Genomic DNA, 14,504 nt, shown 5'->3' with positions numbered 1-14,504 from the left:
TCGGGTATCGATCGCCCAGGAGGCGACATGAGTGCGCAGCAGGATTCGGCAGAGGCTGCTGCACGCAGCGCCCGGGACCATCCCGCGCTGAAGTGGCCGGCCCGGGCAGGGATGTTCGCCTACGGCGTCGTCTACGTGATCGTCGCCTGGCTCGGCGGGCAGCTGGCGCTGGGTCATCGCGCCGGATCCGCGTCGGGTTCGGGCGCGCTGCGGGAGATCGCACGCCAACCGCTCGGCGCGGTCTCGCTGTGGCTCGCGGCAGCCGGTTTCGCTGCGCTCACCGTCTGGCAGGCGTGCCAGGCGGTCGGCGGGCACCGGAGCTCAGAGGGAGCGAAGCGCTGGGCGGGTCGACTGGGGTCCGCTGTGCGGACGGTCGTCTTCGGCGTCCTCGCAGTCCTCGCCGTGCGCACCGCGACCGGCACCAGCGGCGGTGGAAGCGGTACCGGAGGTGTCACGGCGGACCTGATGGGGCGTCCCTTCGGCCCGGCCCTGGTCATGGGCGTGGGTGGCGTGGTGGCCGTGCTCGGCATCGTGTCGATCCGCACGGCGGTCACCGATCGCTGGCGCAAGGGGCTCGACGGCGGCGGACGCCGCGGCACGGCCGCCGGCGCGGTGACCGTGCTCGCCCGGGCCGGCTACCTGAGCCGTGGTGGGGCCTTCCTGCTGATCGCCGGTCTTTTCGTGTGGGCAGGCATCACCCACGACCCGGGCAAGTCCGGAGGGCTCGACCAGGCCATCGTGCGCCTGCGAGACGGATGGCTGGGACCTTGGATGATGCTTGCGATCTCCGCAGGGCTCGCTTGTTACGGCGCGTTCCACATGGTGCGCGCCTTCTACCTCCGTGGGTCCTAGGGACCTCGCCTACAGGTACTGCCCGGTGTCGTTGACGGTGTCGATGGACCGGCCGGGCTCGGTGCCGTGCTTGCCGGTGATGAGCGTGCGGATGAAGACGATCCGCTCGCCCTTCTTGCCGGAGATCCGTGCCCAGTCGTCGGGGTTGGTGGTGTTGGGCAGGTCCTCGTTCTCCTTGAACTCGTCGACGCACGCCTGGAGCAGGTGCGAGACCCGCAGGCCCTTCTGGCTGTGGTCGATGAAGTCCTTGATCGCCATCTTCTTCGCCCGGTCGACGATGTTCTGGATCATGGCGCCGGAGTTGAAGTCCTTGAAGTACAGGACCTCCTTGTCACCGTTGGCGTAGGTCACCTCGAGGAAGCGGTTCTCCTCGGTCTCGGTGTACATCCGTTCGACGGTGGCCCGGATCATGCCGCCGATGGTGGCCTGGCGGTCACCGCCGAACTCGGCGACGTCCTCGGCGTGCAGCGGCAACGTGGTGGTGAGGTACTTGCTGAAGATGTCCCGGGCCGACTCGGCGTCGGGACGCTCGATCTTGATCTTCACGTCGAGGCGACCGGGCCGCAGGATCGCCGGGTCGATCATGTCCTCGCGGTTGGAGGCACCGATGACCAGGACGTTCTCCAGCAGCTCCACACCGTCGATCTCGCTCAGCAGCTGCGGGACGATGGTGTTCTCGACGTCGGAGGAGACGCCGGAGCCGCGGGTGCGGAACAGGGAGTCCATCTCGTCGAAGAACACGATGACCGGCGTGCCGGTGCTCGCCTTCTCCCGCGCCCGCTGGAAGACCAGCCGGATGTGCCGCTCGGTCTCGCCGACGTACTTGTTGAGGAGCTCGGGGCCCTTGATGTTGAGGAAGTACGACTTCCCTTCCTGGCCCGTCTTCGCCGCGACCTTCTTGGCCAGCGAGTTCGCGACCGCCTTGGCGATCAGCGTCTTGCCACAGCCCGGAGGACCGTAGAGCAGGATGCCCTTCGGCGGCTTCAGCTCGTGCTCGGCGAAGAGCTCGGGGTAGAGGTACGGCAGCTCGACGGCGTCCTGGATCATCTCGATCTGGTTGCCGAGGCCACCGATGGACTCGTAGGAGATGTCCGGGACCTCCTCGAGGACGAGCTCCTCGACCTCGGACTTCGGGACCTTCTCGTAGACGTAGCCGGCACGGGAGTCGAGCAACAGCGAGTCGCCGGCGCGCAGGGTCTCGTTGAACAACGGGTCGGCCAGCCGTACGACGCGTTCCTCGTCGGCGTTCGCGATCACCAGGACCCGCTCGCCGTCGGCGAGCAGCTCCTTGAACATGACGACCTCGCCGACGGTTTCGTAGTCGAACGCGGCGACGACATTGAGCGCCTCGTTGAGCATCACTTCCTGGCCGCGGCGCAGCGTGTCGATCTCGACGTTCGGGCTCACGCTCACCCGTAGCTTGCGCCCACCGGTGAACACGTCGACCGAGTCGTCCTCGTTGCGCTGGAGGAAGGTGCCGAAGCCCGCCGGAGGTTGGGCGAGCCGGTCGACTTCCTCCTTGAGCTTGAGGATCTGGTCACGCGCATCACGCAGGGTGCTGGCGAGACGCTCGTTCTGCGCGGTCACCGCAGCCAGCGATCGCTGGGTGTCAGCGAGGCGCATGTCCACGGAGCGAGCTCCGCTTCCGGGCGTGTCGATCAGTCGTCGGCGCAGTTCGTTGATCTCGTCCTCGAGGAAACGGACCTGGTCTTCGAGTTGCTGGCGGCTCGGGGAGCTGTGGCTCCCCGAGGTGCCTTCTCCCATGTTCGTCATGGCACACCTCCTGAATCCGACCCTACTCGGACCGGTCCAGCGAGGAAGTGGTTCACGACACGTGGCACGCGACGTTTCTGTAACGGCCCACGTGGAGCGGCTCAGTCGTCGGTCGGAAGCTCGGGTACGCCGGGAGGGCGCGGGCCGTCGTAGTCGGGACCGTAGGCACCCGGTGCCGGGCGGCGCTTCTTGAGCGGGGCCCGCTCCCCCGGCGCCATCCGGCGCGCGGTGACCAGGAAGGCCGTGTGGCCGATCATCTTGTGGCCGGGACGGACCGCGAGACCCTCCACGTGCCAGTCGCGGACCAGCGACTCCCACGGGGACGGCTCGGTGAAGCCACCGTGCATCCGCACGGCCTCCACGAACTTCGACAGCTGGGTGGTCGTGGCGACGTACGCACACACGATCCCGCCGGGCAGGAGGGCGTCGGCCGCCGCGTCCAGGCACTCCCACGGGGCGAGCATGTCCAGGATGATCCGGTCGCAGCGCTCTCCCGACGCCGGCAACGCCTCGGCGAGGTCGCCGAGGGTGAGGTACCAGGCGGGGTGCGTCTCGCCGTCGGGGGCCCCGAAGAACTGGGTGACGTTGCGGCGGGCGACCTCGGCGAACTCCTCGCGGCGCTCGAAGGACGACACGCGGCCGTAGGGGCCGACCGCACGCAGCAGCGAACAGGTGAGTGCGCCGGACCCGACGCCGGCCTCGACCACGTGGGCGCCCGGGAAGATGTCGGCCATCGCGATGATCTGGGCCGAGTCCTTCGGGTAGACCACGGCCGCGCCGCGGGGCATCGAGACGACGTACTCGGAGAGCAGGGGGCGGAAGACGAGGTACTCGCCGCCGACCGACGAGCCGACGGTGAAGCCTTCTTCCCGGCCGATCAGCTCGTCGTGCTCCAGGTGGCCCTTGTTGGAGAAGAACCGCTTGCCGGCCTCGAGCGCGAAGTTGTGGCGCCGGCCCTTGCCGTCCACCAGGCGTACCCATTCACCCTCGCGAAGGGGGCCGCGATGGACACCGGACCAGGCCTCCGGGGGCACGTCGGAAGTTGCGTCACTCACCGGCGCAATCTATCGCTGCACCTCGCGCGCGACGTCGGCGGCCGACAGAACGCCGTACACGCTGCCGTCCTCGGCCATCAGGACGTACTCCGACGCAGGACTGTTGCGCAGCGCAGCGATCAGCTCGGCACCGCTGACCGACGCCGGCAGGGCGCGGCCGCCGGCCAGGCTGCGGGCCACCGTCGAGACGGCAACCCAGGGCTTGCGGTCGTCCGGCATCGCGCTGACGGCCTGTTCGTCGACCACGCCGATCGGTCGCCCGTCCGACGTGACGGTCACGATGCTGCCCGCTCCGGCCTCCTCGGCGCGCCGCACGGCCTCGGCCAGCGGGAGGTCGTCAGGAACGGAGAGGGTACGACGCGCGAGATCGCGCGGCACGATCTCACCCAGGCGCCGGACCAGGCGTGCGGCCATCAGTGACTGGCTGGCGCCGGTCCACAGGAAGATGGCGACGATGGCGAGGATGACCGGGTTGATGACGCTGCCGTTCAGGGCGCTGAACACTGCCCAGGCCAGCACCAGGACGGCCGTCACGCGGCCACCCCAGGCGGCCGCGATGGTGCCCGTGTGGACGCGGCCGGTGGCGGCCCAGACGCCGGCCTTGAGGACCCGGCCGCCGTCGAGGGGCAGGCCGGGCACCAGGTTCAGCACGCCGATCATCAGGTTCGCTCCGGCGAGGCCCTCGATGACGAGACGGCCCACGCCGGGCGGTGTGACGAACCAGAGGCCGAGTGCAACGACTCCGACGAGGAGGGAGGTGATCGGCCCGACCACCGCGATCCAGAACTCCTGGCGCGGGCGGCGGGCTTCGCCGACGATGGCGGTCGCTCCCCCGAGGAAGTGGAGGGTGATGGACTCCACGCGGAACCCGAACCTCTTGGCCACCACGGCGTGGGACGCCTCGTGGAGCAGGATCGCGAGGTAGAGCGCGATCGCGAAGGCCAGCCCGACGACGTACTTCCAGCCGCCGAGGCCGGACTGCACCTCGTCGACGCGCGGGCCCATGATGTAGGCGATCAGGGCGGCGACCAGGAACCAGGAGTTCGCGACGAGGACGTCACTGCCGGCGATCCGGCCGATCCTGACCATCCCCCGAGGCGCGGCTGCCCGTTGCGGGACGTCAGGTTCAGACATGCCCCGAGGCTACCCGTGGCAGGTCTGCCCGGGGTGCGGCGAGGTGCCCGTCAGGCGTGCCCGCTCAGCTGTGCGAGACGGGTGGCCAGGGCGTCGACCAGCTGGGCGCTCCGCTTGGCAGGCATCGCCGACTTGCGGTCGCCGCCCTGGCTGCTGACCGCGAGGACGTCGATCGAGAGCTTGGCACCCCCGGCCAGGGCGCGGAGCTCGTCGACCTTGTTCCCGAACGGCGAGCCGCTGCCGGGCGAGTAGTAGCGGACGACCTCTTCGATCTCGTCGGCGAACAGGTCGGCCTTCGTGACGACGATGACCAGCCAGATGGGCCGGTCGCGGCGCACGGCCATCGACGCGATCCGGTGCGACGTGATCGCCCAGTCCTCGAGCTCCTGGACCAGCTGCTCCTCGCGGCTGGCGTCCGCGGTGCCGGACGTCCCCGCAGCGCGACGAGGGGTGGCGTAGCCGTTGGCGACCACGTGGAGGACGCCGTCGACGGGCTCGTCGTGGAACACCTCGTCGAGCGCGCCCAGCCGGGTCGCGGCGTTGTCGCCCGGCACCACGCGGAACCGGAAGCCGCGCAGCCCCGACGAGCGGCGCGTGCGGCGTTCCATGACGGCGGATCCCACATCGGCGGCCACGTCGTCCGTGCTTCCCGTCAGGCGGTCCGTCAGCTGGGTCTTGCCCACCCCGGTCATCCCGGTGACGGCAACGATCGGGAAGCGCCGACGGACGACGTGTCCGATCCGTTCCGGTGTGTTCGCCAGGCGCCGCCGGAGGCTTTCGGAGGATCGACTCATGCCCCCGACCCTATGTCGGAGGCCTGACCTAGGGTCGGACACATGACCACACAGCCAGCACCGACCGGTCTCGAGCCGGCCGACCCGTCCGAACGCGGGGGCACCCGCGTCGATGGCGTGGACGTGCTCGGTGCCCTGTCGCCGTCGCGGGTGGGTGACTTCCTGTCGTGTCCGCTGCTCTACCGGTTCCGCACGATCGATCGCCTGCCCGAGCCGCCGTCGCCGGCCGCCGTGCGCGGGACGGTGATCCACACGGTGCTGGAGCGCCTGTTCGACCTGCCGGCGGCTGACCGCACGCCTGCCGCCGCCGAGGCGATGCTCACGCCGGCCTGGGCCGACCTGCAGGAGGCCGAGCCGGCGGTCACGTCGATGTTCCCGGTCGACGGGCCCGAGATCGCCGAGTGGCTGGTGTCGTGCCGGGAGACCCTGGTGAAGTACTTCGACCTCGAGGACCCGACCGTTCTCGAGCCGGCCGAGCGGGAGCTGTACGTCGAGACGCTCACCGACACGAAGCTGCTGCTGCGCGGCGTGGTCGACCGGGTCGACATCGCTCCCGACGGGGCGATCAGGGTGGTGGACTACAAGACGGGCCCATCGCCCAACGAGATGTTCGAGGGCAAGGCCCTCTTCCAGCTCAAGTTCTACGGCCTGGTCCTCTGGCGGATGCGTGGCGTCATCCCGAAGATGCTCCAGCTGGTCTACCTCGGCAACAGCGAGGTGCTGCGCTACGAGCCGGACGAGCGGGACCTGCTCGCCACCGAGCGCAAGGTCCAGGCGGTGTGGCAGGCCATCCAGCTGGCCACCGAGAAGCGCGAGTTCGAGTCGCGACCCGGTTACGGCTGCCGCTGGTGTGCACACCAGACCCTGTGCCCGTCGTACGACGGCACGCCCCCGCCGTTCCCCAGCGCCTGAGGCAGCCTCGGACGCAGGTCTGTTGGCACCTGCGGCTACTTCGTCGCTGCGGCCTTCTTCGGCGGGAAGGCCGCAGCGAAGGACGCGGCGCGCACCTTCGCCCAGTAACCGGCGTGCTTGGCCTTGGCGCTGTCGGCGGCGATGGGATCGAGCCAGTTCGCGGCAGCCTGCACCAGCTTCACCTCTTCGCGCCGGAACTTGATGACATCGTCCAGGGCTGCGTTGGCCGCGGCGAGCGCAGCGCGCTTGTCGGTCGGCGTGGTCGCGGCGAGCCATCTGTCGCGGTGTTCGTCGACCAGGGCGACTCCAGTCTTGGCGCGGAACGAGGCAGAGTCGGCGTCGCGGATGTTTTCGAGGGCGTGCGAGGTATGCATCCTTTCAGAGGCCTCGTCGATGTCGTCGGCGACGACGACGTGGCCGCTCTTGAGCACTGCACCCAGTGCGCGCAGCCCCTCCTGGGACTCGGCGCTCAGCGCGGCGGCCGCGCGGCTCTTGTCCGCCATCTCCTGCTCCAGCTTGGCGGTGGCGGGGTCCTTGTTCGTCGACCGTGCCGTGACGGCGTCGCCGCCGTGCAGTGCGCTGACCGTCTGCGCCTCGCGCCGCACCCGTGACAGGTTCTCGATGTGCCGAGCGATCACGGCGAGCTGTTGCTTGCGCAGCCGTCCGGGTAGGTCGGTGTACTTGTTCGGGTCACCCACCTCCTTCTGGCGCTTGGCGAGCGCTGCGAGTTCCGTGTCGAGCTGGGCGGCCATCGTCGTCGCCGCGGCCGGCTCGCGCTTCAGCTTCACGAGCGCTTCCTTGGCGAGGGCATCGAGGCGCCGCCGGCCGGCCTCGCCGGGGAAGTTCGGGTCGCCCTTGAGCTCGAGGCTCCACCGCTCGCTGGACATGCCGACCTGGGCGCCGAGCATCGTGGCGCCGTTCTCCTTGACCAGCCGCGCGTAGATCCGCATCTTCTCGTCGAGGTTGGCGGCGCGACCCATCTCTCGGTGGACGGCCTCGAGCCTCTTGACTGCCTCGCGTGGCACCTCGGCGCTCAGCGTCCAGCTGCCGGAGGCCCGCGCCTTCCCTGTCATACCGGAGGTGCCGAAGATCTTCGCGAACTCCTCCCGGTTGTTCGCGCCGGAGTCGCCGGAGAGCGTGAACACCGCCTTGGCGCCGGCGTCCTTGTCGTTGGCCTGCGAGCGAACCATCTCGGCCTTCGAGTGCATCGTGTCCTCGCCGAAGATGTTCTTGAGCACCCATCCCGGGTCCTGGTCGTGCGACTGGTGGCCGCTGTAGTCCTCGCGCTTCCCGGTCTCGTCGGTCGTCACCCTTTCCGACGTCCCGCCCTTCCAGGATGCTTTGCCGCCGAGGAAGCCGACATCGTCGTGGTCCTGTGCCGAGGTCAGCTTGACCGTGCGCTTCGGCGGCCGTCCGGGAGGGGCGCCCGACTGACAGAGCGCCTCAAAGGCGCGTATGTCGACCTTCTGCCCGAGGTCGAACGTGTACGTGACCTCGAACATCTGCGAGCGTGAGCTGCCCTTTTCGTTGCTCAGCCCGAGCCCGCTGATGCCCCAGTCGCCGACGTCGCTGGAAGACACCGCGCGGGTGACCTCGACCGTCTTGTCGCCGGTACGACGTACCGAGATCTCCTGGGAGGACGACGTGCTCTCCGTCCGGCCGGCGGAAGCGCCGAGCGAGACCGAAGCGTTGACGCTCCTGCCGCTCGACGATGCGACGCCGCGTGCCTCGCCGATCGGGATGGAAAGCGCCCCGGCGACGGTCGTGGGCGACTTCTCCATCAGTGCGGCGAGGCCGTCGACGTGCTTGGCCACATTCTTCTGGAACGCCTTGGCAGAGGCCTCGGAAGTGAACTGACGCGAACCGGTGCGGGCTGTGCCCGAGCTCCTGCTGGCCCCGGCACCCGCGCCGATCATCCCCGGGCCCTTGGCCGAGACATTCACGCCCGCAGAGCGGGTGTCCTGGACGGTGTAGCGCACCTCCCAAACGCCCGACGCGACCTGCTCCGGAGCCTCCGCGGAGACCCTGTGCTGGGTCCCGCCGCTCACCGAGGCGCTGTGTCCACCCTTGCTCTCGATACCCTTCGTGATGTTCGCCGACGAGTTGCCGTCCAGGTCGAGCTTGCCGCCCCCCGATGTGCTCGACTTCGTGCCAGTGGCACGGGTGTTCGTGCGGGTCAGGCTTCCGCCGGCACCGTCCGCGCCGAGCTCCCCGGCCGCACCCGTCGTCGTGCCCGTCTTCACCTGGCGGACAGGGTTGCGCAGTGAACCAGAGTCGTCGGTGCCCTCGACACGTTCCTTGCCCCAGGTCTGCCCGACCGTCAGCTTCGGATCGACTATCGCGACGTTGGCAGAACCGTGCGACGACTTGGTCGACGAGGTCTCGGCGTCGGGGCTGACCGATTCGCTCTTGCCCCACGCCACTCCGGGCTTGCCGCCCTTGCCGATGGCCGTGTAGCGCTCCTTCTTGCGAGTGACGCCGCCAGAGGATTCCTCTTCGGTGACGGTGGCCGTCCCGAGTTCGCGCTTGCGCGTGGTCACCTTGGTCTGCCCGGTGGCGCTTTCGGTGACGGCGGTTGTGCTGTTGCGAACCGTGCCGCCCGTGTGGTGGGTGGTCCCTGGCAGCGCGACGACCTTGGTCGGGTCGACCCGTGGGACGCTGTGGTCGGGCAGCGGGGTTGCGGAGCCCACCCAGTTCGGCGCGACGTAGAAGCGGCTGCCGATGCGGTAGGAGCGCGGTACGTTCTTTCCCACGCCCTGGTCCTGCCTCCAGATGAACTGGTGGAAGGCGAGGGTGTTGCTCCGGACGACCGTGGACGGGTCCTTCTTGTAGGCCGCCTCGACCTCGCTCCGCCGCGCAGGGAACGCGGTTGCCCAGGAATCGGGGCGCTTCCACGCTCGCGGCTGGCCTGCCTTCTTGCCGGCCGGCTCCGGTGCGGAGGAGACCATCGTGCCGTTCGGACCAGGGGTGACGTCGCGCGGCGGCGCGACCTTGGCCGGCGCACTTTCGACAGCTGCTGGCTGGGCGGCGACGATGATCGGTTTCGTGTCCTTGGTCCAGTCCGGCATTTCCGATGCCATGCCCTGGTAGGTCGGATGGACCAGGATGAGGTTTCCGATCCGGTACGCAGTCGGTACCGGGCCGGCGCCCTTGTCCAGGCTGTACATCTGGGCGTGCCAATCGTCCTGCCAGCTGCGGCGGACACGCCCCGGGTCCTGGGCGTAGACCTCGCGAACCTCGGCATCGCTCACGGCAACCGCTGTCCTCGTCGATCCGCGCGGCTGCGCCGTCGCACCCGGCAGCGTGTGGGCGTGAGCGGCGGGGATGTTGAGCACGGGCGGCGCGCCTGGAGGTGTGCGCTGCAGTGTGGCCGCGACCAGCGACACGACAGCCTTGTTGCCTGCGGTGTGCTGGAGGGTGTGGAGGGCCGCATGGTCGGGCCGCTCGCTACGGTCGTCGTGCGGAACCCATTTGCGCACCGCCCCGCGCGGGCGCGGTCGGGCGGCGACCGCTCGCCCCAAAGCGGGCGCGAACTCCTTGTCGGACCTTCCTCTCATTGCAATTCAGAGTCCCAGCCGCGGTAGGTGCCGTCAATGAGGCGACGAAACTGCCGCGAAACGCTGCCGGCCCGACGATCCCGATCAGAGCAGTGAGCCCAACGCCTCCGGAGTGAGCCCCTCGAGCGATTCCTGGAACGTCCGACCGGGACCCTCGGGCACCGGCACGTGGTTCGGGACGACCAGGACGCGACAGCCGGCGGCCTCCGCCGAACGCGCTCCGGTCGGTGAGTCCTCGATGGCGATGCAGTCCGCGGGGTCGACGCCGAGCGCGGCCGCAGCCGTGAGGTAGGCCTCCGGGTGGGGCTTGCCCTGGCTGACCATGTCACCGGTGACGATCACCCGGAACGTCTCCGGTGGCAGGTGTTCGAGGATCGGCGCCACGAACCGCTGGTAGGACATCGTCACCAGCCCGCACGGGACGCCGGCGTCGCGTAGCGCCAGCAACAGCTCGCGGGCACCCGGGCACCACGGCACGGCGTGGCGGACCTGCTCGACGACGCCGTCGAGCAGCATCTCCACCACCTCCTCGGCCGTCTGCGCCAGACCGAGCTTCGCCTTGATGTACTCCCCCGACACGAGCAGGTCGTTGCCGACCAGGTGCATCGCGTCCTCGTGGGTCCACGTCCCGCCGTGGGTCTCCGCGATCTCCGACTCCGTGGCCATCCAGTACGGCTCGGTGTCGACGAGGGTGCCGTCCATGTCCCACAGGACTGCCTTGGGTTTCGAGGCTCGCTGCGCTCGCACCTCAACCACCGCTAGTCCTCGGGGTTGTAGCCGAGGTTGGGACCGAGCCAGCGCTCGGCCTCCTTCAGCGTCCAGCCCTTGCGGGTGGCGTAGTCCGCGACCTGGTCCTGGGCCAGGCGGCCCACGACGAAGTACTGCGACTGCGGGTGCGAGAAGTACCAGCCGCTGACGGCAGCACCGGGCCACATCGCCATCGACTCGGTGAGCTCGATGCCGGTGTTGGTCGTGACGTCGAGCAGCTCCCAGAGGGTCTGCTTCTCGGTGTGCTCCGGGCAGGCCGGGTAGCCGGGCGCAGGGCGGATGCCGACGTACTTCTCGCCGATGAGGGCCTCGTTGGTGAGCTCCTCGTCGGGCTGGTAGCCCCAGAACTCCTTGCGGACCCGCTCGTGCATCCGCTCCGCGAAGGCTTCCGCGAGGCGGTCGGCGAGGGACTCCAGCAGGATGGCGCTGTAGTCGTCGAGGGCTTCCTTGAACTCCATGATCTTGGCCTGGCTGCCCAGCCCGGCCGTGACCGCGAACGCGCCGACGTAGTCCGCGGCGCCGGTGGCCTTCGGTGCCACGAAGTCGCCGAGGGACCGGTTGGGGATGCCTTCGCGGTGCTCGCCCTGCTGGCGCAGGTTGCGCAGCACCTGGACGACCTCGGTGCGCTCCTCGTCGGCGTACACCTCGATGTCGTCCCCGACGGCGTTGGCCGGGAAGAAGCCGATGACGCCGTTGGCGGTCAGCCACTTCTCCTTGATCAGCCGGTCGAGCATGTCCTGGCCGTCGTCGTACAACCGGCGAGCCGCTTCGCCCGACGCCGGGTTGTTGAGGATGTCGGGGAACTTCCCCTTCATCTCCCAGGCGTTGAAGAACGGCTGCCAGTCGATGTACTCGCGCAGCTCGGAGATGTCGTAGTCGTTGAAGACCCGCACACCCTGCTGCTGCGGGACGGGCGGGACGTAGCCCTCCCAGTCGATCGGCGTCCGGTTCACCCGGGCCTTCTCCAGGGTGACGGTCGGGCGCTCGTGCTTCTGGGCGTGCCGCTCACGCAGGCTTGCGTAGTCGGCCTCGGTCGCCTCGAGCAGCGCCGGGCGCTGCTTGTCGTCGAGCAGTGCGGCGGCGACGGGGACCGAACGCGAGGCGTCCTTGACCCAGACCACCGGTCCGGTACGACGCGGCGAGACCTTGACCGCGGTGTGCGCGCGCGACGTGGTCGCGCCACCGATCAGCAGCGGGATCTCCAGGCCCTGGCGCTCCATCTCGACGGCGAAGTTGACCATCTCGTCGAGCGAGGGGGTGATCAGGCCGGAGAGGCCGATGATGTCGGCGTTGTGCTCCTTGGCGGCGTCCAGGATCTTCTGGGCAGGCACCATCACACCGAGGTCGATCACGGTGTAGTTGTTGCACTGCAGCACGACGCCGACGATGTTCTTGCCGATGTCGTGGACGTCGCCCTTCACGGTCGCCATCACGATCGTGCCGTTGGTGGTCTCGGCGTCGCCGGGCTGCTTCTCCGCCTCGATGAACGGCAGCAGGTAGGCGACGGCCTTCTTCATGACCCGGGCCGACTTCACGACCTGGGGCAGGAACATCTTGCCGGCACCGAACAGGTCACCGACGACGTTCATGCCGTCCATCAACGGGCCCTCGATGACCTCGATGGGGCGACCGCCCGCCGCGGAGATCTCCGCGCGGAGCTCCTCGGTGTCGGCCTCGACGTCGGCGTCGATGCCCTTCACCAGGGCGTGCGTGATCCGCTCGCGGACCGGCAGGCTGCGCCACTCCGCAGCCGCCGCTTCCTCCTTGGGGTCGCCGGCGTTGTTGAAGCGCTCGGCGATCTCCAGCAAGCGCTCGGCGGCGTCCTCGCGGCGGTTCAGGACGACGTCCTCGATGCGGTCCCGGAGCTCGGGGTCGATCGAGTCGTACGGCACCAGGGCGCCGGCGTTCACGATGCCCATGTCCAGGCCCGCCTTGATGGCGTGGAACAGGAACACCGCGTGGATCGCCTCGCGGACCGGGTTGTTGCCCCGGAACGAGAAGGAGACGTTCGAGATGCCGCCGGAGATGTGGACGCCGGGCAGGTTCTCCTTGATCCAGGCACACGCCTCGATGAAGTCGATCCCGTACGTCGCGTGCTCCTCGATGCCCGTCGCGAGCGCGAAGCAGTTCGGGTCGAAGATGATGTCCTCGGCCGGGAAGCCGACCTCCTCGGTCAGGATCCGGTACGCCCGGCCACAGATCTCCTTGCGGCGCTCCAGGTTGTCCGCCTGGCCCTGCTCGTCGAAGGCCATAACGACCACCGCGGCGCCGTACTTGCGGCACAACCGGGCCTCGCGGATGAACTTCTCCTCGCCCTCCTTCATGGAGATCGAGTTGACGATCGGCTTGCCCTGGACGTTCTTCAGGCCGGCCTCGATGACCTCCCACTTGGAGGAGTCGATCATCACGGGCACGCGACTGATGTCGGGCTCGGCCGCGATCAGCTTCGTGAAACGGTCCATCGCGGCGACGCCGTCGATCATGCCTTCGTCCATGTTGATGTCGATGACCTGCGCACCGACCTCGACCTGCTGCAACGCGACCGACAGGGCCGTGTCGTAGTCCTCGGCCTTGATCAGGTTGCGGAACCGGGCGGACCCGGTGATGTTGGTGCGCTCCCCGATGTTCACGAAGAGCGAGTCCTCGGTGATGTTCAGCGGTTCGAGACCGGACAGCCGGGTCGCCACGTCGATCGTCGGCAGGACGCGCGGGCTCTTGCCCTCGACGGCCTTGGCGATCTCGGCGATGTGCGCGGGCGTCGTGCCGCAGCAGCCGCCCACCAGGTTCACCAGGCCCGCGGAGGCGAACTCCTCGATGTACCCGGCCTGGCGCTCCGGCGACTCGTCGTACTCGCCGAAGGCGTTCGGCAGACCAGCGTTCGGGTAGCTCGAGACGAACGTGTCCGCGATGCGGGAGATCTCGGCCATGTAGGGCCTCATCTCCGGGGCACCCAGGGCACAGTTCAGGCCGATGGCCAGGGGCTTCGCGTGCCGCATGGCGTTCCAGAAGGCCTCGGTGACCTGCCCCGAGAGGGTGCGGCCCGAGGCATCGGTGATGGTGCCCGAGATGACGACCGGCCAGCGGCGGCCGCGCTCCTCGAACAGCGTCTCGACGGCGAAGATCGCGGCCTTGGCGTTGAGCGAGTCGAAGATCGTCTCGATGAAGATCAGGTCCGATCCACCGTCGACCAGTCCGTTGGCGGCCTCCAGGTAGGCCGCGACCAGCTGGTCGTAGGAGACGTTGCGGGCACCGGGGTCGTTGACGTCCGGGGAGATCGACGCCGTACGCGTGGTCGGGCCGAGGGCACCGGCGACGTAGCGCGGCTTCTCGGGCGTGCTCACCTTGTCGCACTCCGCCCGGGCCAGCGCGGCACCGGCGTAGTTGAGCTCGTAGGAGAGGTCGGCCATGTCGTAGTCGGCGAGCGAGACCGCGTTGGCGTTGAACGTGTTGGTCTCGAGGATGTCCGCGCCGGCCTCGAGGTATTCGCGGTGGATGCCCGCGATGATCTGCGGCTGCGTGATCGTCAGGAGGTCGTTGTTGCCCTGGACGTCGCTGGGCCAGTCCTTGAACCGTTCGCCGCGGTAGCCGGCCTCGTCGGGCCGGTCGCGCTGGATGGCCGTGCCCATGGCGCCGTCGATGACCAGGATCCGCTCGCCGAG

General features: G+C 69.1%; 9 protein-coding genes. 2 read left to right on the top strand and 7 right to left on the bottom strand.

Annotated features, from left to right (window positions below):
- The first annotated feature begins 27 nt into the window (after positions 1 to 27).
- Positions 28 to 852 carry a DUF1206 domain-containing protein gene (locus tag ACOACQ_RS21350; RefSeq protein ID WP_378600920.1) on the top strand — a complete coding sequence of 275 codons (825 nt, stop codon included), beginning with the start codon at positions 28 to 30 and terminating at the stop codon, positions 850 to 852.
- A gap of 9 nt (positions 853 to 861) precedes the next feature.
- On the opposite strand, the gene arc is transcribed toward ACOACQ_RS21350, so the two are convergent.
- The 4 genes from arc to ACOACQ_RS21330 all read right to left on the bottom strand — a co-directional run bounded on the left by arc (position 862) and on the right by ACOACQ_RS21330 (position 5,608).
- On the bottom strand, positions 862 to 2,625 hold the full coding sequence (gene arc / locus ACOACQ_RS21345) for a proteasome ATPase (protein WP_378600923.1): 1,764 nt from the start codon (positions 2,623 to 2,625) through the stop codon (positions 862 to 864).
- A gap of 101 nt (positions 2,626 to 2,726) precedes the next feature.
- Positions 2,727 to 3,680: a tRNA (adenine-N1)-methyltransferase gene (locus ACOACQ_RS21340; protein ID WP_378600926.1), complete on the bottom strand. Its 954-nt coding sequence runs from the start codon at positions 3,678 to 3,680 to the stop codon at positions 2,727 to 2,729.
- Between the two features lie 9 nt (positions 3,681 to 3,689).
- Positions 3,690 to 4,814, bottom strand: a complete 1,125-nt coding sequence (locus ACOACQ_RS21335; protein WP_378600929.1) for a site-2 protease family protein — start codon at positions 4,812 to 4,814, stop codon at positions 3,690 to 3,692.
- 50 nt (positions 4,815 to 4,864) lie between these two features.
- Complete coding sequence (locus ACOACQ_RS21330; protein WP_378600932.1) at positions 4,865 to 5,608, bottom strand: GTPase domain-containing protein; 744 nt, start codon at positions 5,606 to 5,608, stop codon at positions 4,865 to 4,867.
- A 42-nt stretch (positions 5,609 to 5,650) separates the two neighbouring features.
- On the opposite strand from ACOACQ_RS21330, the gene ACOACQ_RS21325 reads away from it, so the two are divergent.
- Positions 5,651 to 6,520, top strand: a complete 870-nt coding sequence (locus tag ACOACQ_RS21325; protein WP_378600935.1) for a RecB family exonuclease — start codon at positions 5,651 to 5,653, stop codon at positions 6,518 to 6,520.
- Positions 6,521 to 6,555: 35 nt separating this feature from the next.
- On the opposite strand, the gene ACOACQ_RS21320 is transcribed toward ACOACQ_RS21325, so the two are convergent.
- The 3 genes from ACOACQ_RS21320 to metH all read right to left on the bottom strand — a co-directional run bounded on the left by ACOACQ_RS21320 (position 6,556) and on the right by metH (position 14,471).
- Complete coding sequence (locus ACOACQ_RS21320) at positions 6,556 to 9,855, bottom strand: hypothetical protein (RefSeq protein ID WP_420289249.1); 3,300 nt, start codon at positions 9,853 to 9,855, stop codon at positions 6,556 to 6,558.
- A gap of 306 nt (positions 9,856 to 10,161) precedes the next feature.
- Complete coding sequence (locus tag ACOACQ_RS21315) at positions 10,162 to 10,833, bottom strand: HAD family hydrolase (protein WP_378600941.1); 672 nt, start codon at positions 10,831 to 10,833, stop codon at positions 10,162 to 10,164.
- 2 nt (positions 10,834 to 10,835) lie between these two features.
- The gene (gene metH / locus ACOACQ_RS21310) at positions 10,836 to 14,471 is read right to left on the bottom strand and encodes a methionine synthase (protein ID WP_378601230.1); all 3,636 of its coding nucleotides are present in this window, start codon (positions 14,469 to 14,471) and stop codon (positions 10,836 to 10,838) included.
- Positions 14,472 to 14,504: the final 33 nt, after the last annotated feature.

Source organism: Nocardioides sp. CPCC 206347, assembly GCF_048654605.1.
Lineage (GTDB): Bacteria > Actinomycetota > Actinomycetes > Propionibacteriales > Nocardioidaceae > Nocardioides.
The sequence above is the reverse complement of the archived record's forward strand: the minus strand, read 5'-3'. Positions and strand labels throughout refer to the sequence as shown.

Excerpts from the sequence above, each read along its gene's own strand:
- ACOACQ_RS21335 (WP_378600929.1), bottom strand. The coding sequence starts at position 4,814 with ATGTCTGAACCTGACGTCCCGCAACGGGCAGCCGCGCCTCGGGGGATG.
- ACOACQ_RS21350 (WP_378600920.1), top strand. The coding sequence starts at position 28 with ATGAGTGCGCAGCAGGATTCGGCAGAGGCTGCTGCACGCAGCGCCCGG.
- ACOACQ_RS21330 (WP_378600932.1), bottom strand. The coding sequence starts at position 5,608 with ATGAGTCGATCCTCCGAAAGCCTCCGGCGGCGCCTGGCGAACACACCG.
- arc (WP_378600923.1), bottom strand. The coding sequence starts at position 2,625 with ATGACGAACATGGGAGAAGGCACCTCGGGGAGCCACAGCTCCCCGAGC.
- metH (WP_378601230.1), bottom strand. The coding sequence starts at position 14,471 with ATGGGCACGGCCATCCAGCGCGACCGGCCCGACGAGGCCGGCTACCGC.
- ACOACQ_RS21325 (WP_378600935.1), top strand. The coding sequence starts at position 5,651 with ATGACCACACAGCCAGCACCGACCGGTCTCGAGCCGGCCGACCCGTCC.